This is a genomic window from Streptomyces sp. NPDC034043 (assembly GCF_055575675.1).
The window spans coordinates 42,147-63,460 of record NZ_JBVISF010000011.1 but is presented as its reverse complement, the minus strand read 5'-3'; the positions used below and the strand labels follow the sequence as shown (position 1 = coordinate 63,460).

Below are 21,314 nucleotides of genomic sequence, written 5' to 3'. Positions count from 1 at the left end.
GGCCGAACGGACAGGGGAGACCGACATGACCGCGTACGCCATCGCCCACCTGCGCCGCCCCACCGTCAACGAGGACGTCCTGCGCTACATCGAGGAGATCCAGGCGACCATGGACCCCTTCGGCGGCCGCTTCCTCGTCCACGGCAAGGAGGTCGAGGTCCTCGAAGGCCCCTTCCCCGGCACGGTCGTCGTCATCGGCTTCCCCGACATCGAGCGGGCCCGCGCCTGGTACGCCTCCGACGCCTACCAGGCCATCCTCGCCCTGCGCACCGACCACATCCCCGGCACCGCCGTCCTGGTCGAAGGGGTCCCCGCCGACTACGACGCCACCGGACGGGCCCGCGACCTCCGCGAGGCCGCCGGACTCTGACCCGCCCGGCGGGAGCGGCGGACCGCGGCGGCGGCGGGGCCCGGGCGGATGCGAGCATGGGCCGTATGGCTACTCACCTGATCACCGGCGCCGGATCCGGCATCGGCGCCGCCGTCGCCGCCCGCCTGCACGCCCGCGGCGACGACCTCGTCCTGCTCGCCCGCGACGCCGCCCGCGCCCGGCAGCTCGTCGAGCGCTACCCGGGCGCGCGGACCCTCGTGGGAGACCTCGCGGACCCCGACCGGCTGTCGTGGGCGTTCTCCAAGCAGCCGGTGCCCGAACGGATCGACTCCCTGCTCCACATCGCCGGGATCGTCGACCTCGGACCCGTCGGCGACCTGCGCCCCAAGACCTGGCACCAGCAGCTCAACGTCAACCTGATCGCCCCCGCCGAGGTCACCAGACTGCTGCTGCCCACCCTGCGGGCCTCCAAGGCCACCGTCGTCTTCGTGAACTCCGGCGCCGGCCTCCACGCCCACGCCGAATGGGGGGCCTACGCCGCCTCCAAGCACGGCCTCAAGGCCCTCGCCGACGCGCTGCGCGAGGAGGAGAAGGGCAACGGCGTACGCGTCACCTCCGTCTACCCCGGCCGCACCGCCAGCCCCATGCAGGCCAAGGTCCACTCCCAGGAGGGCAAGGAGTACGACCCCGAGCGCTGGATCGACCCCGAGTCCGTGGCGACGACCATCCTGATGGCCGTCGACCTGCCGCGCGACGCCGAGGTCAACGACCTCTCCGTCAGGCCCGGCCGATGACCGCGGGCGCCACCGGCGTCGGCTCCCTCCCGGGCGGCGACGCCCGCGAGGCCGCCAAGACCGTCACCGGCTCCTTCGAGGACTTCCCGTACCTCCCCGAACTGCCCGCCCGCGGGCCCGGCGCGGACATGATCGGCCGCTCCCTGGGGCTGCTCGTCGACATGTACGCCCACGTCGAGCCCAGCGGCTGGCGGATCAGCGACCGCCCCGGCCGCGACACCCGGCGCGCCCGCTCCTGGCTGGGCGAGGACCTCGACGCCCTCGAGGAGTTCACCCAGGGCTACACCGGCCCGCTGAAGGTCCAGGCCGTCGGCCCGTGGACGCTGGCCACCGCGCTCGAACTGCACGGCGGCGAAGCCGTGCTCCAGGACGCCGGAGCCTGCCGCGACCTCGCCGGCTCCCTCGCCGAGGGTCTGCGCGACCACTTGGCCGACGTGCGCAGGCGCGTCCCGGGCGCAGAGATCGTGCTCCAGTACGACGAGCCGTCGCTCACCGCCGTCCTGCTCGGCCGGGTGCGCTCCGCCAGCGGGTACCGCACCTACCGGGCCGTCGACCGGCAGGTGGTCGAGAGCACCCTGCGCGACCTCTTCGCCGTGCACGACGGTGAGGTCGTCGTGCACTCCTGCGCGCCCGACGTCCCCTTCGCACTGCTGCGCCGGGCCGGCGCCACGGGAGTGTCGTTCGATTTCTCACTGCTCACCGAGCGCGAGGACGACGCCATCGGCGAGGCCGTCGAAGGCGGCCTGAAACTCTTCGCCGGAGTGGTGCCGGGCACCGATGCCCCGTTGTCGGACCCGGGCGGTAGCGTCATGGGTGTCAGGAAGCTCTGGCGCAGGCTGGGACTGGCCCCGGGGACTCTCGCCGAGTCGGTCGTGGTCACCCCGTCGTGCGGTCTGGCGGGCGCCTCGCCCGCGTACGCCCGCGCGGTACAGGCCCATTGCGTCAGGGCGGCGAGGTCGCTCGCCGACAACCCTGAGTGACGGTCGAGGACGGGCCACGGGAGGACACGGCATGGCAGCCGAACAGCAGGACACGGCAGTACCGACGGCGGCGCGCGAGCAGCACCAGCTGCTCGCCGAGCAGATCGAGGAGCACCGCTTCCGGTACTACGTGAACGACGCGCCGGTCGTCAGCGACGCCGAGTTCGACCAGCTGCTGCGCTCGCTGGAGGCCCTGGAGGAGCAGTACCCCGAGCTGCGCACGCCCGACTCGCCCACCCAGAAGGTGGCCGGGGCGTACGAGACCGACTTCGCCTCCGTCGTGCACCGCGAGCGGATGCTCTCCCTCGACAACGCCTTCGACGACGAGGAGCTGTCCGCCTGGGCCGACCGGGTCGCCCGGGACGTGAACACCCCGGACTACCACTACCTGTGCGAGCTCAAGGTGGACGGCCTCGCCGTCAACCTCACCTACGAGAACGGCCGTCTCACCCGCGCCGCCACCCGCGGCGACGGCCGCACCGGTGAGGACATCACGCCCAACGTCCGCACCATCGCCGAGATCCCGGACCGCCTGCGCGGCGACCGGATCCCGGCCCTGGTCGAGATCCGCGGCGAGGTCTACTTCCCGATGGAGAAGTTCGAGGAGCTCAACGCCCGGCTCGTCGAGGCCGACGGCAAGCCCTTCGCCAACCCGCGCAACGCGGCGGCCGGTTCGCTGCGCCAGAAGGACCCGAAGGTCACCGCGACCCGCCCGCTGCACATGGTGGTGCACGGCATCGGAGCCCGTCAGGGCTTCGAGATCGAGCGCCAGTCGCAGGCGTACGAGCTGCTGCGCGAATGGGGCCTGCCCACCGCCCGCCACAACAAGGTCGTCTCCTCCCTGGCCGAGGTCCGCGCGTTCATCGACCACTTCGGCGAGAACCGGCACTCGGTGGAGCACGAGATCGACGGCGTCGTGGTCAAGCTCGACGAGATCGCCCTCCAGGGCCGGCTGGGCTCCACGGCCCGCGCCCCGCGCTGGGCCATCGCCTGGAAGTACGCCCCCGAAGAGGTCAACACCAAGCTCATCGACATCAAGGTCGGCGTCGGGCGCACCGGCCGCGTCACCCCGTACGCCCAGGTGGAGCCGGTGACCGTGGCCGGCTCCGAGGTGGAGTTCGCGACCCTGCACAACCAGGAGGTCGTCAAGGCCAAGGGCGTGCTCATCGGGGACACCGTCGTCCTGCGCAAGGCGGGCGACGTCATCCCCGAGATCCTCGGCCCGGTGGTGGACCTGCGGGACGGCACCGAGCGCGAGTTCGTCATGCCGGCCGAGTGCCCCGTCTGCGGGACGGAGCTGCGCCCGATGAAGGAGGGCGACATCGACGTCCGGTGCCCCAACGCGCAGACCTGCCCCGCGCAGCTGCGCGAGCGGCTCTTCTACCTGGCCGGCCGCCAGAGCCTGGACATCGAGAACTTCGGCATGGTCGCGGCGGCCGCGCTCACCGGCCCCCTGGAGCCCGCCGAGCCGCCGCTGCGGGACGAGGGCGACCTCTTCGACCTCACCATCGAGCAGCTGCTGCCCATCAAGGCGTACGTCCTGGACCAGGACAGCGGCCTGCCCAAGCGGGACCCGAAGACCGGCGAGGAGAAGATCGTCAGGGTCTTCGCCAACCAGAAGGGCGAACCGAAGAAGAACGCCCTGGCCATGCTGGAGAACATCGCCGCCGCCAAGCAGCGTCCGCTGGCCCGCATCATCAACGGCCTCTCGATCCGGCACGTCGGCCCCGTCGCCGCCGAGGCGCTCGCCCGCGAGTTCCGCTCGATCGAGCGCATCGAGCAGGCCTCCCTCGAGGAACTGACCGCCACCGAGGGCGTCGGCGGGATCATCGCCGCCTCCCTCAAGGAGTGGTTCGCCGTCGACTGGCACCAGGAGATCCTGCGCAAGTGGCGGGCGGCGGGCGTCCGCATGGAGGAGGAAGGATCCGCCGAGGAGGAGGGGCCGCGTCCGCTGGAGGGCCTGACCGTGGTCGTCACCGGCACCCTGCTGAACCACACCCGCGACGGCGCCAAGGAGGCCCTGCAGAGCCGGGGGGCCAAGGTCACCGGCTCGGTGTCGAAGAAGACCTCCTTCGTCGTCGTCGGCGACAACCCCGGCTCGAAGTACGACAAGGCCGTACAGCTGAAGCTCCCGATCCTCGACGACGCCGGCTTCGAAGTGCTGCTCGCACAGGGGCCCGACGCCGCGCGCGAGGCGGCGCTCCCGCTGGAGGGCGGCGGCGAAGGCGAAGCCGAGCGGTAGCCCGCGGGGGAGTCGTCCCGGGGGCGGCGGAGGCCAACGGATGCGTGGTGTGCGGCCGTACGGGCGGGCGCACGCCCGGCGCGGCCCCCGGTGGTGAACGGCCGGCGGGAGGCCGGCCGGGCCGCGGTGAGCCGTCGGATCATCGGACGCGTGACGGGGGCCCCCTCCAAACTCACCCGTTCGGCGGATACCGTACTGATGAGGATGGCTGGGCCGTATTCGGGCAACCACCGCCGACCGCTGCCCCTGGAGGCCTCTCGCGTCCTACTGTTGTGGGGTGCGCCCGTCGTGCGCGGCTGCCTGATGCGCTTTCAGCCGTGATGGCACGACACCGGGGCCATCACGTGACATCGGCATCGCCGGCTGTGAGAGGGACGGGCATGAAACCCACCGAAAGCGCCGACCCGTCACCTGAATTCGGCGGGGACACCCCGCCCGTACGGGCGGGCCGGCTCGGTGTCCTGGGTGCCAGGACACCGGAGACCCGCGCCCCCGGCACCGGATCGGGCGGACCGGGACAGGAGGGGCGGCGCACCACGCTGGCCCTCGCCCTCGTGGCCCTCGCCGCCGTGGTGCTCGCCGCCGGCATCGCCTCAGCGCTGACCGCCCGTCAGGCGCTGTTCCCCGGCGGAGCGGTGGGCTGGGGGCTCGCCCTGCTCACCGGCATCATCGTCGGCCACCTCGTGGCCCTGGGCCGCGACCGCTGGTGGGGCGGCACCGGATCCGGTGCGGCGCTCACCCTCGGGGTGCTCATCCTGTACGGCTGGATCCCCGCCGGACTCGTCTCCCTGGCGGTGGTCTCCCTCGTCGGGGCCGCCCGCCGGCAGCGCTGGCGGCAGGGCCTGCTGCACGGCTCCGTCGACATCCTCGGCATCGGCGCGGGGGCCCTCGTACTGGCCGCCTTCGGTGACGCGCCGAGCGTCGAGCGGCCCTGGACGCCCCTGGACTGGGACCTCGCGGCCGCCCCCGAGGTCGCCCTCGTCGCCCTCTCCTACCTGCTGGTGACCCGGATCCTGCTGTGGTTCGCGCTCACCCCGCGCGGCGGCGGGCTGCCCACCGTGGCCCGCACGGCCGTCCTGCGCCAGGCCCTGGTCGCCGCCGCCCTGCTGGGCATCACCCCGCTGATCTGCGTGGTCGCCAGCACCCAGCCGGTGCTGCTGCCCCTCTTCGCCGTACCGCTCATCGCCCTCGACTCCACCCTGTGGATCGCCCGGGCCCGCGCCGAGGAGCAGCTGCGCGACCCGCTGACCGGCCTGCCGAACCGGCAGTGGCTCCTGGAGCGGGCCTGGTCCGCACTGGACGAGGCCGAACGTTCGGGCACCCGGTCCGCCCTCGTACTGATCGACCTGGACCGCTTCCGCGCCGTCAACGACACCCTGGGCCACCTCGCGGGGGACCGGCTGCTGCTCCAGATCGCCGAGCGGCTGCGCCAGGCGCTCCCGGCCGAAGCGGAGGCGGCCCGGCTCGGCGGCGACGAGTTCGCCGTACTGCTGCCCGCCACCGACTCCACCACCAGCGCCCAGCGGGTCGCCCGCGGCCTCGTCGCCGAACTCAGCTCCCCGCTGGACCTCGACGGCCTCACCCTGGTCCTGGAGGCCAGCGCCGGGCTCGCCGTCTTCCCCGACCACGCGCTCGACGCGGAAGGACTGCTGCGGCGGGCCGACGTGGCCATGTACCAGGCCAAGCGCGACCGCACAGGCGTCGAGGTCTACGAGTCCAAGCGCGACAGCAACACCCCCGACCGGCTCGGCCTCCTCGGAGACCTGCGCCGGGCCCTCGACGCCGGCGAGGTGGAACTGCACTACCAGCCGAAGGTCCGCTTCGACGGACAGGTGGCGGGGCTGGAGGCGCTGGTCCGCTGGGTGCACCCCGAGCGGGGGCGGGTCTCCCCGGACGAGTTCATCGCCATCGCCGAGACCTCCGGGCTGATGCCGCACCTCACCGAGTACGTCCTGGAGACGGCCCTCGCGCAGGTCGCGCGGTGGCGGGCGCAGGGCCTGAAGGTCCCGGTCGCCGTCAACGTCTCGCCGCGCGACGTCCACACCCCAGGCTTCGCGGGAGCCGTCGCCGCCCGGCTGGCCCGGCACGGGGTCCCGGCGAGCGGGCTCCAGCTGGAGATAACGGAACACGTCCTGCTGGAGGACCCGCAGCGGGCGGCCGACACCATGGCCGGGCTCACCGGCCACGGAGTCAAGATGTCCCTCGACGACTTCGGCACCGGCTACTCCTCGCTGGTGCACCTGCGCCGGCTGCCGGTGAGCGAGCTGAAGATCGACCGCTCGTTCGTGGCCCGGCTCGCCGTGGACGCCCAGGACGCGGAGATCGTCCGCTGCACGGTCGACCTCGCGCACTCCCTGGGCCTGCTGGTCGTCGCCGAGGGCGTGGAGGACGACGAGACCTGGGAGCGCCTGCGGGACCTCGGCTGTGACGCGGTGCAGGGCTGGCTGGTCGCCGCCGCCATGCCCCCGCAGGAGGCCACCGCCTGGCTCCTGGCCCGCGGCGAGCGCGGCTGGCGCCGGCCGGCCGACATCACGGCGGAGCTGGCCGCCGCGGCCGCGGCCACCTCGGAGACCCCGGCCCCGTAGGCCGCGTCACCGGAGTCCCGCCCGGTCCCGGCGCGGGGCGGCCCGCGGGGTGGTGCCGTCCGGCCCGGCGGGGGCCGCGGCAAACCGTTTAACGGGTCGGGGGCCCGGCCCCATAGGATTGGCACCGAAACCTACACACTCACCACCCCCAGAGGATCGCTGCATGCCTGGCATCACGCGCGAGGAGGTCGCCCACCTCGCTCGGCTGGCACGTCTGGAACTCAAGGCCGAAGAGCTCGACCACTTCGCCGGACAGCTCGACGACATCATCGGCGCGGTCGCCCGCGTATCCGAGGTCGCCGACCAAGACGTCCCGCCGACCTCCCACCCGCTGCCGCTGACGAACGTCATGCGCGCGGACGAGGTCCGTCCCTCGCTCACCCCCGAGCAGGCGCTTTCCGGTGCTCCCGCCCAGGAGCAGCAGCGTTTCAAGGTGCCGCAGATCCTGGGGGAGGACTAATCACCATGGCTGACACCCACATCATCAAGCTCACGGCCGCCGAGACCGCCGAGAAGATCGCCTCCGGCGAGCTCACGGCCGTCGAGGTCACCGAGGCCCACCTCGCGCGCATCGAGGCGACGGACGAGAAGGTCCACGCCTTCCTGCACGTCGACCGCGAGGGCGCCCTGGAGCAGGCCCGCGCCGTGGACGCCAAGCGGGCGGCCGGCGAGAAGCTCGGCCCGCTGGCCGGCGTCCCGCTCGCCCTCAAGGACATCTTCACCACCGTCGGGGTCCCGACCACCGTCGGTTCGAAGATCCTCGAAGGCTGGATCCCGCCCTACGACGCCACCCTGACGCGCAAGCTGAAGGAAGCCGGCGTCGTCATCATCGGCAAGACCAACATGGACGAGTTCGCCATGGGGTCCTCCACCGAGAACAGCGCCTACGGCCCCACCGGCAACCCCTGGGACCTCACCCGGATCCCCGGCGGCTCCGGCGGCGGCTCCGCGGCCGCGCTCGCCGCCTTCCAGGCCCCCCTGGCCATCGGCACGGACACCGGCGGCTCCATCCGCCAGCCCGCCGCCGTCACCGGCACCGTCGGCGTGAAGCCCACGTACGGCGGCGTGTCCCGCTACGGCATGGTGGCCTTCTCCTCCTCCCTGGACCAGGGCGGCCCGTGCGCCCGTACGGTCCTGGACGCGGCCCTCCTCCACGAGGTCATCGCCGGCCACGACCCGCTCGACTCCACCTCCATCGACGCCCCGGTCCCGCCGGTCGTCGAGGCCGCCCGCAACGGCTCCGTCGCCGGCATGCGCGTCGGTGTGGTCAAGCAGTTCGCCGGCGAGGGCTACCAGGCCGGCGTCGTCCAGCGCTTCAACGAGTCGGTGGAGCTCCTCAAGGAGCTCGGCGCCGAGATCGTCGAGCTGGACTGCCCGTCCTTCGACCTCGCCATGGCCGCGTACTACCTGATCGCGCCGTCCGAGGCCTCCTCCAACCTGGCCCGCTTCGACGCCATGCGCTACGGCCTGCGCGTCGGCGACGACGGCACCAGGTCCGCCGAGGACGTCACCGCCCTGACCCGTGAGGCCGGCTTCGGTGACGAGGTCAAGCGCCGCATCATCCTCGGCACGTACGCGCTCAGCTCCGGCTACTACGACGCGTACTACGGCTCCGCCCAGAAGGTCCGCACGCTCATCACCAAGGACTTCGAGAAGTCCTTCGAGCAGGTCGACGTGATCGTCTCCCCGACGACCCCGACCACCGCCTTCGCGATCGGCGAGCGCACCGACGACCCGCTGGCGATGTACCTCGCCGACCTGTGCACCATCCCGACCAACCTGGCCGGCAACTCCGCCATGTCGCTGCCCTGCGGCCTGGCACCGGAGGACGGTCTCCCGGTCGGACTGCAGATCATCGCCCCGGCGATGAAGGACGACCGCCTGTACAAGGTCGGTGCCGCCGTCGAGGCAGCCTTCGTCGAGCGCTGGGGTCACCCGCTGCTTGAGGAGGCTCCGTCGCTGTGAGTTCCAGTGCACTGTCCAAGGCCAAGGGCTTCAAGAAGTCCAAGTCCGGCACCTACCTGTCGATCGGCACCACCGCTTTCGGTGCCATCAGCGTGATCAAGCAGGCCCGCAAGGCCCGCACCGAGAACGACACGCTGAAGCTGGTCGACGCCGTTGTGTCCGCCGCCGCCATCGTCACCGGCCTCGCGATCCTGTACCGCGAGCTGAAGCGCCTCGGCGACGACGACGTCCTGCTGGGCTGAGAGGGAAAGTTTCACCGTGACCACCTTCACCGAACTGCTGTCGTACGAGGACGCCCTCGCGTCGTACGACCCCGTCATGGGCCTCGAGGTCCATGTCGAGCTCGGCACCAGGACCAAGATGTTCTGCGGCTGCTCCACCGAGCTGGGCGCCGAGCCCAACTCGCAGACCTGCCCGACCTGTCTGGGTCTGCCGGGCTCGCTCCCGGTCGTCAACGCGATCGGCGTCGAGTCCGCCGTCAAGATCGGCCTCGCGCTGAACTGCGAGATCGCCGAGTGGTGCCGCTTCGCCCGGAAGAACTACTTCTATCCGGACATGCCGAAGAACTTCCAGACCTCCCAGTACGACGAGCCCATCGCCTTCAACGGCTACCTGGACGTCCAGCTGGAGGACGGCGAGGTCTTCCGCGTGGAGATCGAGCGCGCCCACATGGAGGAGGACACCGGCAAGTCGCTGCACGTCGGCGGCGCCACCGGCCGTATCCACGGCGCGTCCCACTCCCTGCTGGACTACAACCGCGCCGGCATTCCGCTCATCGAGATCGTCACCAAGCCCATCGAGGGCGCGGGAGCGCGCGCCCCCGAGGTCGCCAAGGCGTACGTGGCCGAGCTGCGCGAGGTCATCAAGGCGCTCGGCGTCTCCGAGGCCCGCATGGACAAGGGCCAGATGCGCTGCGACGTCAACCTGTCGCTGCGTCCGAGCCCGGAGGCCCCCTTCGGCACCCGCTCGGAGACGAAGAACGTCAACTCGCTGCGCTCCGTCGAGCGCGCGGCCCGCTTCGAGATCCAGCGCCACGCGGCGGTGCTCTCGTCGGGCGGTTCGATCGTGCAGGAGACCCGGCACTTCCACGAGGAGGACGGCTCCACCACGGCCGGCCGCATCAAGGACAACGCCGAGGACTACCGCTACTTCCCCGAGCCGGACCTGGTCCCCGTCGCCCCGGCCCGCGCCTGGGTCGAGGAACTGCGCGCCGGGCTGCCGGAGATGCCGCGCGTGCGCCGCAACCGGCTCCGCGAGGAGTGGGGCGTCAGCGAGCACGACATGCAGTCCATCCTCAACGCGGGCGCCGTGGACTCCATCGTCGCCACCATCGAGGAGGGCGCCGACTCCGCCGCCGCCCGCAAGTGGTGGATGGGCGAACTGGCGCGCAACGCCAACGAGCAGGGCGTCTCGGTCGACGAGCTGCCCATCACCCCGGCCCAGGTTGCGCGCATCGCGGCCCTGGTCGCGGCCGGCGACCTGAACGACAAGCTGGCCCGGCAGGTCATCGAGGGCGTCCTCGCGGGCGAGGGCACCCCGGACGAGGTCGTCGACAAGCGCGGCCTGAAGGTCGTCTCGGACGAGGGCGCGCTCGGCGCGGCCGTGGACGAGGCCATCGCGGGCAACGCGGCCATCGCCGACAAGATCCGCGGCGGCAAGGTCGCCGCCGTCGGCGCCCTGGTCGGCGCGGTCATGAAGACCACCCGCGGCCAGGCCGACGCGGCCCGCGTCAAGGAGCTCATCCTGGAGCGCCTCGGCGTCGAGGGCTGAGACCCCGGCTCCTGACGGAGGCCCCGCACCGGATCCCGGTGCGGGGCCTCCGCCGTTCCCGTACGCGTTGTCGTACGGGTCTTCGTACTCGCGTCCGGGCGCGGGCCCGTGTCCGGATGTGACGGGGAATCGTCATTGCCGCCATGCGGGAGCCACGTGAGGATGGGGTCATGCCCACTTCGCACCGGGTCGTCATCGCGGTCTTCCCCGATGTCGACCTCCTCGACGTCACCGGTCCGGCCGAGGTCTTCGCCCTGGCCAACCGCGAGACCGGCGGGCGCGCCGGTTACGAGGTCGTCCTCGCGGGGCCCGACGCAGGACCGGTACGGACCTCGGCCGGGGTGCGGCTGCTCGCGGACCGCGCCTTCGGCGAGGTCGGCGAGCGGGTGGACACCCTGTTGGTCCCGGGCGCGGTCGACGTGACCGACGCCGGACCCGTCGCCCGGATCGACGAAGCCGTCGTGGAGTGGGTGCGGGAGACCGCCCCGCACGCCCGGCGGGTGGCGTCCGTGTGCGTGGGCGCGCACCTGCTGGCGGCGGCCGGGCTGCTGGACGGGCGGACGGCGACCACCCACTGGTCGACCGCCGCCCAGCTGGCGGCCGAACACCCGCAGGTCGTGGTCGATCCCGATCCGATCTTCGTACGCGCCGACCACGGCCGGCTGTGGACCGGGGCGGGGATCAGTGCCTGCCTGGACCTGGCGCTGGCCCTCGTCGCCGAGGACCTGGGCGAGCAGACCGCCCTGGCGGTGGCGCGGCAGCTGGTGATGTACCTGAAGCGGCAGGGCGGCCAGAGCCAGTTCTCGGTGCCGCTCAGCCGGCCGGCCGCCGGACGGCGGGACATCGACGACCTGCGCGTGTGGATCGCCGACCACCTCGACGCGGACCTGTCCGCACCGGCCCTCGCGGCCCGGATGTGCCTGAGCGAGCGGCACTTCGCCCGCGTCTTCACCCAGGAGACCGGCACCAGTCCCGCGGCCTACGTCGAAGCCGCCCGCGTCGAGGCGGCCCGGCGCGTCCTGGAGACCACAGACAGCCCGCTCGACCAGGTCGCGGCGGCCGCCGGTCTCGGCTCGGCGGAGACCCTGCACCGGGCCTTCCGCCGGCAGCTCGCCACGACCCCGGCGGCCTACCGCCGCCGGTTCCGCACGCAGGCCGGCTGACCGGTACCCGCGGTCCGGACTCCGAGAAGGCTTCGAGGACTTCGAGGGCTTCGAGGAGCGGGCCCGGGCTTCGCGCTGCCTTTTTCCGTCCCATTCATCCCTTATGAAGGGTTTTCCGAGCATGAGCACGAGCACGAACACGGCCACCGCTTCCACGACCCTGCGCACCCTGATCGGTCTGGACGGACGGCCGCCCCGGCTGGCCGATTCCGTCCTGGTGATGATCGACTTCCAGAACACCTACCGCACGGGCGTGATGGCCCTGGACGGCGCCGAGGAGGCGCTCGCGGCGGGAGCCCGGCTGCTGGAGCGCGCCCGCGCCGCCGGCGCCCCGGTCGTCCACATCGTCAACGACGGCGGCGAGGGCACCCCGTACGACATCCGGGCCCACATCGGCGCCATCAGCGACGAGGTCGCCCCGGCCGAAGGAGAGCCGGTGGTGGTCAAGCGCTTCCCGAACGCCTTCCACGCCACCGGACTGGAGGAGACCCTGAGCGGTCTCGGCTTCGGCGCGGGCAGCGGCACGGACCTGGTGCTGGCCGGGTTCATGACGCACATGTGCGTCACCTTCACCGCCGAGGGGGCCTTCAACCTGGGCTACCGGCCCACGGTGGTCGCCGGGGCCACCGCCACCCGTGCCCTGGCCGCGCCGGACGGCACCGTCGTGCCCGCCGAGGTCCTCCAGGTGGCCGCGCTGACCACGGTCACCGACCTCTTCGGCCTGGTGGTCCCCGGGGTGGAGGACCTTCTGTAGCGATCGCTAGTTAAATCGGATAGGTTTCTTTCTGTAGCGACCGCTACCGAATGAAACGGGGGGACCCTCATGTCCGCAGCCACAGCCACGGTCACAGCCACCACCCGGGCCCACTACGCCCGCACCGTCCGCACCGAGAGCGGGGGCCCGGGCCTGCTGCTGGCCCACGGGGCGGGCGGATCGGTCGAGGGCAACTTCGGGCCGCTGCTGGACGCGCTCGCCGCCCGGCACAGCGTCGTCGGCGTCGACTATCCCGGCGCCGGGGACACCCCGAAGGCCGAGGGGCCGCTGCGCCTCGACGAGCTGGCCGACCAGCTGGTGGCCGCCGCCGACGCCGAAGGGCTGGAGCGGTTCGCGGTACTCGGCTACTCCCTCGGCGGGAACGTGGCCGTCAGGGTCGCCACCCGGTACCCCGAGCGGGTCACCGCGCTCGTGCTCACCGCGAGCTTCGCGCGGGCCGGCCACGGCTTCGGCCTGGTCGGGGAGACGTGGGCCGAGCTGGGCCGGCGTGGGGAGAACGAGCTGCTCGCGCGGCTCCTCGTACCGCTCGTGCTCAGTGAGGAGCAGCTGGAGGCGCTGAGCCCCGAGCAGCTGGAGGACCTCGTGCGGGGGACCGCGGCCACGGTGACGCCCGGGGGCGGGGACCAGGCCGCGCTCATCAAGGGCGCGGACCTGCGCGCGGAACTCGCGGGGATCGGCGTACCGGTCCTGGTCGTCGAGACGACCGGGGACCGGCTCGTACCGCCCGCCCTCCAGCGGGAGCTGGCGGACGCCCTGCCGGGCGCGCGGCGCGCGGAACTGCCCACCGGGCACCTGCCGTTCGCCGAGCGCCCGGCGCAATGGGCGTCCCTGGTGACGGAGTTCCTCAGCGAGCGTCCGGCGCGCTGAGGAAGGCCAGGCGGGCCGGCTTCGCCGGGAGGCGGACCTCGGGCAGGTCGATCTCCGGCAGTACGACCTCGGGCCCGAGCACGAAGCCGGTCCGCTCCAGCAGGCCGATGGCCTTGGCGTTGCGGGCGTCCGGTTCGGCGACGACGCGGCGGGTGGCGGGGTCGGAGAACACGTACGTGATGAAGGCCGTCATCAGGGCCCCGGTGAAACCGTGCCGGACCGGGCCCTGGCTGGGGGCGATCAGCAGGTGCACGCCGACGTCTCCCGGCCGGACCTCGTAGCACTCGCCGACCCGGTCCTCGGCGCACTCGTACGTCTGGAAGAGGGCGACCGGCTCGCCGTCGCGGGCGACCATGAACGCGTGGTGGGTCGTGCGGCGGTCGACGTCCTCGTAGATCTCCTGGACCAGTTCGCGGCTGGCGCCGCCCATGCCCCAGAAGCGCGCCCGCTCCTCGGTGACCCAGCCGTGGATCAGCGCGGAGTCGGCGGCGGGGTCGACGGGGGTGATGGTGACCGTCCCGAAGCCCTCGACGTGCTGGGTGTGGACGGGCTGACGGGTGGAGGCGGGGGCGGAGCCGGTGTTCATGCGGATTCCTTGGTGAGGCGGGCCCAGTCGGTGACGACGGGTACGAGTTCGCAGCTCGCCCAGAGGGGCAGCTGGTCGCGGTGGTGGGGGGAGCCGGGGACGCCGTCCGCGCCCAGCGGGACCGCCCAGAGGCTGTCCTCGCGGCGTGCCAGGTCCCAGACGTAGCGGGCGGCCGAGGCGCGGGCGGCGCGGTCGGTGTAACCGGGCACGGAGGACGTGGCGTTGACGCAGTCGTGGTCGCCGCCCAGGCCCGGCCACTCGGCGTCCGGGTCCGGCAGCGCCGACCAGGGGGCGAGGACGTGGAGCCGGCCCCAGGGGGACCCGGGGACGGCGGCGGCCGTCTCCTCCAGGGCCGCGCGCACGTGCGCGGCGCGGTCGAGCCCGGGGAGAAGGGGGGTGGTCAGCAGCCCCTCCAGGGCGTAGCCGACGCGGGGCAGGAGGTACAGCCAGGGGTGGAAGACCTCCGGTCCGGCGGGGGCGGGTGCCAGGCCGGCGAAGACCGGGTCGGCGGTGAAACGGCGTACGGTCGCGCTGCGGAAGGCCGCGAAGACGGCGGCGTCGGTGCTGTCGGCCTCCATGTGCCGGTCCCAGGCGAGGAGCCGTTCGCGGAGCCGGCGGGCCGCGGGGGAGAGCCCGTCCAGGGCGGGCAGCAGCGCGAGCAGCGGTGCGGCGGAGGCGAGGTACGTGTCGCCGTGCACGTCGGCCATGGCCTTCGGGGACCAGTCCGCCGAGCCGCTGAGCAGCTCCCGGATGCGGTCGGCGCGGTGCGGCGGCGCGAACTCCACGCCGAGGGGGGACGCGATCCCGCGCGCGTTCGCCATCACGGCGAAGCCCTGTACCGGTTCGGCGGGGGTGGGCGCCCAGCCCCGCCAGGCGTGGCGGGCGTCCCAGGCGGGCACGGGCCGGAGCCGGTTGGCGCCGTCGCGCAAGGGCACGGCTCCCGCGACGCGGTGCAGCAGGCCGCCCTGGGAGTCGGCGGCGTGGACGACGTTGACCGGCTCGGCCCAGCCGTCGAGGGCGCGGTCGACGTCGGCGACGGTGCGGGCGCGCAGCAGGGCGGGCAGTGCGGCGAAGCCCAGGTCGCGGCGGACGCGGGGCGGGTAGCGCAGGGAGAGGGCGTCGGCGCCCTCGGGGACGAGGCCGGTGGCGTCCTCGCGGACGACGACCGGCCCGCGCGCGGTCTCCAGGACCTCCACCTCGACGTCGGCGGCGCCGGCCACGGAGATGGTCTCGGTGTGGCGGGCGACCGGCTCCCAGGTGCCGTCGGGGCCCAGCGCCTCCAGGCCGTCGCCGGCGGGCCGCAGTCGTTCGGCGTAGAGGTCCTGGTAGTCGGCCATGGCGTTGGTGATGGCCCAGGCGACGCTGCCGGTGTGGCCGAAGTGGGCGAGGCCCGGGACGCCGGGGACGGCCAGGCCGAGCACGTCGTACTCGGGGCAGGAGATACGTATCTGCTGGTAGACGCCCGGGTCCTCGATGAACCGGTGCGGGTCGCCCGCGATGATCGCCGCGCCCGTGGCGGTCCGGTCGCCCGGTACCAGCCAGCCGTTGCTGCCGGCGGTGCCGGGCCCGTCGGTCGCGAAGAGGGTGGCGGCGTCGTCGCCGAGGACGCGGGCGACGCGTTCGCGCCAGAGCTTGGTGGCGAATCCCGCGAAGAGGACGTGGGTGGCGATCCAGACGGACAGCGGGACCCAGGGCTCCCAGGGGGCCGGGGTGTGGCCGGTGCGGGCGAAGCGGCCGTCGCGGGCGGCGCCCTCGGCGAGACCGGAGTTGACGCCGTCGACGTAGGCGCCGAGCCAGGCGGCGGTCCCGGGGTCGAGTGCCTCGTGGCAGCGCCGTGCGGTGTCGTCGAGGCGGGCCTGGCGGGCGAAGCGGTCCCAGGCGACGCAGTCGGCGCCGAGGAACGCGGCGCTGGAGCCCTGTGCGCGGTGGCGCTCGACCTCGAGCTGCCAGGCACGGTCGAGGGCGGTGACGCGGCCCTGTGCGTAGGAGAGGCGGATCGGGTCGGAGGCCCGCAGGTGCGGGATGCCCCAGCTGTCGCGGTAGACCTCGTGGGCCTCTGTAGTCACACTGCTCACACTCTTCCCCGAGTTCCTTAGGTTAGGCTGGCCTAACTATAAGGGTGCGGAGAAGGGGACGGGCATGGCGGTCGGCAAGGGCTGGGAGGGCGTGGTCCTCAAACTGCTGCGCGGCAAGGACTTCACCTTCACGGTGACGGGGGCGGAAGACGTCACCGAGCACTTCCGCCGGGTCCGCTTCAGCGACGGCGGGCTGCTGGCGGCCGTCGGCGACTCCCTGCACCCGACCATGTGGGTACGGGTCTGGTTCCAGGGCGGCAGCCGTCCGCACCAGCGGGCCTACACGCTGGTCGACCCCGACCCGGCCACCGGCACCTTCGCCTTCGAATTCGCCCTGCACGAAGGGCTGGCCAGCCGGTGGGCGCGCTCGGCCGCACCGGGGGACACCCTGGAGGCGACCGTCCAGGGCACCGGCTTCACGGCGCCGGACCCCGAGCCGGAGCGGCTGCTGGTGATCGGCGACCCGGCCTCCCTCCCGGCCGTCAACTCCCTGCTGGACGCCTACCCGCACACCCCGGCCACCATCTGGTTCGAGACCCAGCACGCCGGCGACGCGCAGCTGCCCGTACGCGCCGACGCGGGCCGGCACGACGTCCGGCGGGTGGCGCGGGGCGGTTCCGCGCTGGCCGAGCGGGTGCGGGCCGAACTCCCGCAGCTGCTGGGCCCGGACCCGGCCTCCGCGTACGTCTGGCTGGCCTGCGACGCGGCGACCACCCGGAGCCTGACGGCGTACCTCAGGAAGGACCTGGGCCTGCCGAAGCAGCGCGTGAACGGCCTGGGGTACTGGCGCGCGGACTGAAGCCCGCGGGACTGCGCCCCGACCGTGCCGACGGCTACGCCCCGACCGTGCCGTCGACGGCCTCGCGGAGGAAATCGGCGTGGCCGTTGTGGCGGGCGTACTCGTGGATCATGTGCAGCATCACCAGGCGCAGCGAGGCCTCCTGCTCCCACTTGGTGACGTACGCCGTCACCTCCAGGGACTCGGCGGCCGCCTCGACGGCACGGGAGTGCTCCACCTCCGCCTCCCAGGCGGCGAACGCCTCGGCGCGGGTGGCCCCTTCGGCGTCGTACGCCGCCTGGAAGTCGTGGTCGTCGGACCACAGGTGGGGGACGTCCGCGCCCCCGATCGTGCGCCGGAACCAGTGGCGTTCCACCTCGGCCATGTGCCGGACCAGGCCCAGCAGCGACAGGGTGGAGGGCGGCGACGCCCGGCGGCGCAGCTCCTCGTCGCCGAGGCCCTCGCACTTCAGGGCGAGGGTGGCCCGGTGGTAGTCGAGGTAGGCGCGCAGGGTCTCGCGCTCCCCGCCGGTCAGGGGCGGCCCGACGCGTTCCGTGTTCGGCATGCCCTGAATCTTTCCCGCTGCCGGGCCCGCACGGAAGGGCAGCCCGGCGGTGGAAGCCCCCGGAGGCGCCCCGGGTTCGGGGCGGAGGCGGCGCGCGGCCGGGTCAGGCTCCGTCGCCCCGCCACACGTACGGGGTCGTCACGCCGAGGACGCCGAAGCCCAGGCGTTCCAGGATCGGACGGCTGTCGTCCGAGGCGTCCACCTGGAGGTAGGGGATGTTCCGGGCCGCCGCCACACGGGCGCGGTGGGCCACCAGCAGCCGGTAGATGCCGCGGCCGCGCCACCGCGGGTCCGTGCCGCCGCCCCACAGGCCGGCGAAGGCGCCGCCCAGCCGCATCTCCATCCGGGCGGCGCTGACCGGGACGTCCCCGGCCATCGCCACGACGGCCTCGATGGTGTCCGGCTCTTCCCGCAGCCGGCTGAGCACCTGCTCACGGATCCGGGGCCGCTCGGTGCCGAAGGCCCGGTGGTGGACCTCCATCATCAGGTCCACCCCGGCCTCGTCCGTCACCACCCGCAGGGTGATCCCGTCGGGCGGCTCCACCGGCATGGCGGCGAGATCGGCCGTCCGCCCCACCAGCAGGGTCTCCGGCGCCTCCGGTACGAACCCCGCCGCGAGCAGCCGGTCCCCGAGGTCCGCCGGGCGGTCGTGGGAGTACAGCTTCCACTCGAACTCCGGTCCGCCCCCGTCCTCGCCGCGCGCCCCGAAGTGCGCCACCTGCGCCGCGATCTCGGCGTCCGCCGTGTCCTCGTCGAGGTCCGACCAGAGCACGCCGTTCCAGCCGAGCCCGGGCACGGTCTGGCGTACGACCGCGCCCACCCGCTCCACCCGCGCGTGCGCGGCGTCGGGCCGCGCGTCGCGCCGCATCTGCGCGTCGTAGCGGTCGCGCACTGCCGAAAGTTCATCGGGGTTCATCTTCATGGGAGGAGCTGACCAGTGTCGGGGCGGGCGTACAACTGCATTAACCTCGGCCCGTGAACGACGACTCCGCCATCTACACCGGCAAGGCCACCCCCGACGCCGCCGCCGACCGGGGCTGGCTCCTCGGCCACTTCAAGAGCGCCGGCGATCCCCGCCACAGCGAGGACGTCGAGATCAAGTGGGGGGTCCATCCCAAGGGGGAGGAACGCGAGCGGTGGGTGACCGGCGAGCGGCGCACCGCCCTCCAGGTGCTGATCAGCGGCCGGTTCCGGCTGGAGTTCCCCGGCCGCACCGTGGTCCTCGCCGAGCAGGGGGACTACGTGGTCTGGGGCCGCGGGGTCGACCACTCCTGGTACGCCGAGGAGGACACGGTGGTCCTCACCGTGCGCTGGCCCTCGCTCCCCGGCTACCGGGCCGATGAGCCGTCCGCCCCGGAGCGCCGGTGACCGAGGTCCCGCATCTCCCCCCAAGCCTGTGACGATGCACACGAAACCAGCCGACGATCACGAAAGGCTGGAATCGTGTCGATCGAGGTGTATACCACCCTGGCCGCGACGGGATTTCGCGGCCGAACCTTCACAAGTTCACGAGTTCATGAGTTCTTTGCGCCGGGCTGCCTCCCGCTGAAGATCCGAACCACCAGGGAGCACGTCCGTTGGCAGCAATCGCACGGTGGTGCCTGCGGCACCGACTGGTCACCGTCCTGATCTGGCTGCTCGCCCTCGGCGGGACCGCCGCGGCGGCCGGGGCCGCCGGAACCGCGTTCTCCAGCGACTACGAGGTCCCGGGCACGGAGTCCGCCAAGGCCCACGCCCTGCTGCGCGAGGGCTTCCGCGACCAGGGCGGCGACACCGACACCATCGTGTGGCGGGCCCCTGACCACCGGACGGCACGCACCCCGGACGTGGAGCAGCGCATGACCCGGGCCCTGCACGCCGTCGCCGCCCTGCCCGGAGTGGCCTCGGTCGCGAGCCCCTACGCACCGGGCCCCGCCGGCGCCGCGCAGATCAGCCGCGACGGACGCACCGCCTACGCGGTGGTCACCTTCGACCGGCAGGCCGACTCCGTACCCCGGGCCCAGGCCAAGGCCGTCGTCGACACCGCGAAGAACGCGACCACCCAGGCGGACGGGCTCCAGGTCGAACTCGGCGGCCGCGCCATCGGCCTGACCGAGGCGCCCAGCGCCCACCTCGCCGAGGTCATCGGCGTGGGCATCGCCGCCGTCGTCCTCTTCCTCGCCTTCGGCTCCCTCGCCGCGAGCCTGCTGCCCCTCGCGACCGCACTCGTCAGCGTCGGCAGCGCCTACTTCGGCATCACCCTGCTCGGGCACGCCATGCCCGTCGCCGACTTCGCCCCGATGCTGGGCACCCTCGTCGGCCTCGGCGTCGGCATCGACTACGCCCTGTTCATCGTCACCCGGCACCGCAAGGGCCTGGCGCGCGGGCTCACCGTCGAGGAAGCCGCCGCCGGCGCCGTCGCCACCACGGGCCGTGCCGTCGTCTTCGCCGGGGCCACCGTCTGCATCGCGCTGCTCGGCATGCTGGTGCTGCGGCTGAACTTCCTCGACGGGGTCGCCATCGCCGCGTCCCTCACCGTCACCCTGACGGTGGCCGCCTCCGTCACCCTGCTGCCCGCCCTCCTCTCGTACATCGGCATGCGGGCCCTCTCGCGCCGCGAACGGCGCCGGCTCGCCGCCGACGGACCCCGGCCCCAGCCGCCCACCGGGTTCGCCGCCCGCTGGTCCGCCTTCGTGGAGCGCCACCCCAAACTGCTCGGAGCGGTCGCGACCCTGGTGATGGTGGTGCTGGCGCTGCCGACCCTCTCGCTCCACCTCGGCACCTCCGACCAGGGCAACAACCCGGCCGCCTCCACCACCCGCAAGGCCTACGACCTGCTCGCGGACGGGTTCGGGCCCGGTACGAACGGCCCGCTCAGCATCGTCGCCCGGCTCGACGGCGCCGGGGACCGCATAGCCGTCGAGCGGCTGACGGAAACCCTGCGCACCACCGAAGGAGTCGCCTCCGCCGGCCCGGCCGTCTTCAACCGCAGCGGGGACACCGCCGTCCTCACCGTCATACCGGACTCCGCCCCGCAAGCCCGCGCCACGAGCGAGCTGGTCGAGACCCTGCGCCGGGACGTCATCCCGCGCGCCGGGCACGGCAGCACCATGGACGCCCACGTCGGCGGGGTCACCGCCGGCTACGACGACTTCGCCGAGGTGATCGTCGGCAAGCTGCCGCTCTTCGTCGGGGTGGTCATCGCCCTCGGGTGCGTCCTGCTGCTGCTCGCCTTCCGGTCCATCGGCATCCCGCTCAAGGCCGCCGCCATGAACGTCGCCGCCGTCGCCTCCTCCTTCGGCGTCGTCGTCGTGGTCTTCCAGTGGGGCTGGGGGAGCGAACCGCTGGGCCTGGGCAGCGCCGGGCCGATCGAGCCCTTCCTGCCGGTGATCATGGTGTCGGTGCTCTTCGGCCTGTCCATGGACTACCAGGTCTTCCTGGTCAGCCGGATGTACGAGGAGTGGCTGGAGACCGGCGACAACCGGCGGGCCGTCCGTGTGGGCCTCGCCGAGACCAGCCGGGTGATCAACTCGGCGGCCGTCATCATGATCTCCGTCTTCCTGGCCTTCGTGCTCAGCGGCGACCGGCTCATCGCGATGTTCGGCATCGCGCTCGCCGCCGCCGTCGCGCTCGACGCCTTCGTCCTGCGCACCCTGCTCGTTCCGGCGCTCATGCACATGCTCGGCGGCGCCAACTGGTGGATCCCCGCATGGCTGGACCGCCGACTGCCCCGCATCAGCATCGAGCCGCCGGAACGCGCCACTCCCCGTGCGACACTTCCGTCGCAGCGGCCGGAAGCGGACCATGCCGAACCGGCCCGCACGCCCCGCTGACCGGTCACGAGCCGTAAGGAAGCACA

The 21,314-nt window shown here is 73.1% G+C and carries 19 protein-coding genes; 15 read left to right on the top strand and 4 right to left on the bottom strand.

The genetic code is table 11. The annotated features are described in order from the left end of the window. Positions 1-25 precede the first annotated feature (25 nt). From ACZ51S_RS24750 to ACZ51S_RS24695, 12 genes are all read left to right on the top strand, one after another. Positions 26-370, top strand: coding sequence for a DUF1330 domain-containing protein (locus ACZ51S_RS24750; RefSeq protein ID WP_388939905.1), 345 nt, complete (start codon positions 26-28; stop codon positions 368-370). 65 nt (positions 371-435) lie between these two features. Continuing rightward, positions 436-1,125 carry an SDR family oxidoreductase gene (locus ACZ51S_RS24745; RefSeq protein ID WP_468475852.1) on the top strand — a complete coding sequence of 230 codons (690 nt, stop codon included), beginning with the start codon at positions 436-438 and terminating at the stop codon, positions 1,123-1,125. Next, on the top strand, positions 1,122-2,105 hold the full coding sequence (locus tag ACZ51S_RS24740; protein WP_468475853.1) for a methionine synthase: 984 nt from the start codon (positions 1,122-1,124) through the stop codon (positions 2,103-2,105). Before ACZ51S_RS24745 ends, ACZ51S_RS24740 begins: the two co-directional genes overlap by 4 nt. 31 nt (positions 2,106-2,136) lie before the next feature. After that, on the top strand, positions 2,137-4,347 hold the full coding sequence (ligA, locus tag ACZ51S_RS24735; protein ID WP_468962006.1) for an NAD-dependent DNA ligase LigA: 2,211 nt from the start codon (positions 2,137-2,139) through the stop codon (positions 4,345-4,347). 380 nt (positions 4,348-4,727) lie between these two features. After that, a complete protein-coding gene (locus ACZ51S_RS24730) occupies positions 4,728-6,932 on the top strand; it encodes a putative bifunctional diguanylate cyclase/phosphodiesterase (RefSeq protein WP_468800605.1) in 2,205 nt (734 codons plus the stop codon). Between the two features lie 163 nt (positions 6,933-7,095). Next, complete coding sequence (gene gatC / locus ACZ51S_RS24725) at positions 7,096-7,392, top strand: Asp-tRNA(Asn)/Glu-tRNA(Gln) amidotransferase subunit GatC (RefSeq protein ID WP_010984178.1); 297 nt, start codon at positions 7,096-7,098, stop codon at positions 7,390-7,392. 5 nt (positions 7,393-7,397) lie between these two features. Further along, positions 7,398-8,897, top strand: coding sequence for an Asp-tRNA(Asn)/Glu-tRNA(Gln) amidotransferase subunit GatA (gene gatA, locus ACZ51S_RS24720; protein WP_468475856.1), 1,500 nt, complete (start codon positions 7,398-7,400; stop codon positions 8,895-8,897). After that, positions 8,894-9,139: a hypothetical protein gene (locus tag ACZ51S_RS24715; protein ID WP_030295076.1), complete on the top strand. Its 246-nt coding sequence runs from the start codon at positions 8,894-8,896 to the stop codon at positions 9,137-9,139. Before gatA ends, ACZ51S_RS24715 begins: the two co-directional genes overlap by 4 nt. 16 nt (positions 9,140-9,155) lie before the next feature. Further along, positions 9,156-10,667, top strand: a complete 1,512-nt coding sequence (gene gatB / locus ACZ51S_RS24710) for an Asp-tRNA(Asn)/Glu-tRNA(Gln) amidotransferase subunit GatB (protein ID WP_388939918.1) — start codon at positions 9,156-9,158, stop codon at positions 10,665-10,667. A gap of 170 nt (positions 10,668-10,837) precedes the next feature. Continuing rightward, complete coding sequence (locus ACZ51S_RS24705) at positions 10,838-11,830, top strand: GlxA family transcriptional regulator (protein WP_468475857.1); 993 nt, start codon at positions 10,838-10,840, stop codon at positions 11,828-11,830. A 121-nt stretch (positions 11,831-11,951) separates the two neighbouring features. Continuing rightward, positions 11,952-12,584, top strand: coding sequence for a cysteine hydrolase family protein (locus tag ACZ51S_RS24700; RefSeq protein ID WP_468475858.1), 633 nt, complete (start codon positions 11,952-11,954; stop codon positions 12,582-12,584). A gap of 69 nt (positions 12,585-12,653) precedes the next feature. Further along, a complete protein-coding gene (locus ACZ51S_RS24695; RefSeq protein ID WP_468800594.1) occupies positions 12,654-13,472 on the top strand; it encodes an alpha/beta fold hydrolase in 819 nt (272 codons plus the stop codon). Here ACZ51S_RS24695 and ACZ51S_RS24690 read toward each other — a convergent pair. Both ACZ51S_RS24690 and ACZ51S_RS24685 read right to left on the bottom strand, forming a co-directional pair. Then, positions 13,450-14,058: a GNAT family N-acetyltransferase gene (locus ACZ51S_RS24690; RefSeq protein WP_468475860.1), complete on the bottom strand. Its 609-nt coding sequence runs from the start codon at positions 14,056-14,058 to the stop codon at positions 13,450-13,452. The two genes, ACZ51S_RS24695 and ACZ51S_RS24690, sit on opposite strands and share 23 nt — an antisense overlap. Then, entirely contained in the window at positions 14,055-16,124 is a 2,070-nt protein-coding gene (locus ACZ51S_RS24685; RefSeq protein WP_468962002.1) for a penicillin acylase family protein, read from the bottom strand. The genes ACZ51S_RS24690 and ACZ51S_RS24685 overlap by 4 nt, the downstream gene beginning before the upstream one ends. 73 nt (positions 16,125-16,197) lie before the next feature. On the opposite strand from ACZ51S_RS24685, the gene ACZ51S_RS24680 reads away from it, so the two are divergent. Beyond that, positions 16,198-16,932 carry a siderophore-interacting protein gene (locus tag ACZ51S_RS24680; protein WP_468962001.1) on the top strand — a complete coding sequence of 245 codons (735 nt, stop codon included), beginning with the start codon at positions 16,198-16,200 and terminating at the stop codon, positions 16,930-16,932. Between the two features lie 34 nt (positions 16,933-16,966). Here ACZ51S_RS24680 and ACZ51S_RS24675 read toward each other — a convergent pair whose 3' ends face one another. Together ACZ51S_RS24675 and ACZ51S_RS24670 are read right to left on the bottom strand one after the other, a co-directional pair. Further along, positions 16,967-17,476, bottom strand: coding sequence for a DinB family protein (locus tag ACZ51S_RS24675; RefSeq protein WP_468475863.1), 510 nt, complete (start codon positions 17,474-17,476; stop codon positions 16,967-16,969). 103 nt (positions 17,477-17,579) lie between these two features. After that, positions 17,580-18,392 carry a GNAT family N-acetyltransferase gene (locus tag ACZ51S_RS24670; protein WP_468962070.1) on the bottom strand — a complete coding sequence of 271 codons (813 nt, stop codon included), beginning with the start codon at positions 18,390-18,392 and terminating at the stop codon, positions 17,580-17,582. Between the two features lie 59 nt (positions 18,393-18,451). Here ACZ51S_RS24670 and ACZ51S_RS24665 point away from each other — a divergent pair, with 59 nt between their 5' ends. Beyond that, positions 18,452-18,844, top strand: coding sequence for a cupin domain-containing protein (locus ACZ51S_RS24665; RefSeq protein ID WP_388939932.1), 393 nt, complete (start codon positions 18,452-18,454; stop codon positions 18,842-18,844). A 209-nt stretch (positions 18,845-19,053) separates the two neighbouring features. Next, on the top strand, positions 19,054-21,288 hold the full coding sequence (locus ACZ51S_RS24660) for an MMPL family transporter (protein WP_468961999.1): 2,235 nt from the start codon (positions 19,054-19,056) through the stop codon (positions 21,286-21,288). Positions 21,289-21,314: the final 26 nt, after the last annotated feature.